We start from the raw sequence: 1,519 nt of genomic DNA on the forward strand, positions 1-1,519 counted from the left end.
GATAGAAGCGATCGCATCTCAACTCCAATCCCAGAATGAAGCGATCGCATCTCAACTCGAGTCGATAACTGAAGCCGTGGCAGATACTCCCATCGTGTCTTATTCTGGTTTTGATTATAGCCAACTCAACAGATTATTGAAATCAGGCCAGTGGAAAGCTGCCGACGAAAAAACGGCTAAGATGATGTGTAGGGTGGCGGGAAAAACCCACGATGGATATTTAAACTATGATGATATCAAAAACTTTCCCTGCGAGGATTTGCGAATCATCGATGGTCTTTGGGTCAAACACAGCAGGGGACGCTTCGGGTTTAGTGTCCAGAAGCAAATTTACATCAATTGTGGAGGTAAGCCTGATGGAAGCTATCCAAAAGGTGATGATATATTAGAGCGGTATGCTGACCAGGTGGGATGGCGAGTTGGAAGGTCTTGGATTTTGAAGTCAGATTGCACGTTTGCGGCGATTGCTCCCTGTGGCCATCTTCCTTTTTGGCCTTGGTTATACGAGTGGTATCAGGTAGGCCATTCATTGAAGTCTGTAGGAGTGCATTTGTTCTCTCGCGCACAGACTTGTCTACTGTAGCATATAAACACTTCAGGCAGTCCCTAGTGGTGCTTTAATGAAATGTAACGCACCGTTGACCATTACAATGTTAATCAAATGTCAACACCACTCCTACTCTCCATTGGCGGTGGGTTACGCACTCAACCCACCCTACGAAGTCTTACTTCTCCACTGGTGGTAGAAACTGGGTTTCTAGTTCCTCCCCGTGGGTTATAGTAGCATAAAGCCGGGTTTCCCTGCACCCGGTTGTCGTGATGTATCGGGTTGGGAATGATGGCGAAATGTCCCGTTTGTGAAACGGAATATACACCAAATGAGGTGGAAACCTGTTCGGTGTGTGGTTATGACCTGACACCCTATCCCCCTGTGATTGGTGGGATACCCTCCGGGTTTTTGGAGAAGGAGAAAAAACGCATTGCCGCCGCCAAGCGGGTTTGGCAATTGTCTCAGTCTCAGGTAGAGTCCGCACAGTTGATGGTCTCTCACCTACAGTCTCAGTTAGATGAAATGACCCGGAAAATTGACGGTTTTACCACTACTCAATCACGCCTAGAATCCCAGAATGAAGCGATCGCATCTCAATCGCTATCACGGCTAGAATCTCAGGTCAAAGCGATCGCATCTCAATCGCTATCACGCCTAGAATCTCAGGTCAAAGCGATCGCATCTCAATCCCAATCGCTATCACGCCTAGAATCGCAGATAGAAGCGATCACATCTCAACTCCAATGCCAATCGTCACAGGTCAAAGCGATCGCATCTCAATCCCAATCGCTATCACGCCTAGAATCGCAGGTCAAAGCGATCGCATCTCAATCCCAATCGCTATCACGCCTAGAATCGCAGATAGAAGCGATCGCATCTCAATCCCAATCGCTATCACGCCTAGAATCGCAGGTAGAAGCGATCGCATCTCAATCCCAATCGCTATCATGGCTAGAATCTCAGGTCAAT

The 1,519-nt window shown here is 47.7% G+C and carries 1 protein-coding gene and 1 pseudogene; both read left to right on the plus strand.

Features of this window, described 5'->3' with window-relative positions; all coding sequences use genetic code 11:
* Window positions 1–583: GUN4 domain-containing protein (locus P5683_RS24745; protein WP_315641257.1), on the plus strand; the 583-nt coding region annotated here is incomplete at its 5' end.
* Between the two features lie 252 nt (window positions 584–835).
* A pseudogene (locus P5683_RS24750) lies at window positions 836–1,519 on the plus strand (GUN4 domain-containing protein); the annotation flags it as partial.

Source organism: Limnospira sp. PMC 1279.21 (assembly GCF_032349615.1).
Lineage (GTDB): Bacteria > Cyanobacteriota > Cyanobacteriia > Cyanobacteriales > Microcoleaceae > Limnospira > Limnospira fusiformis.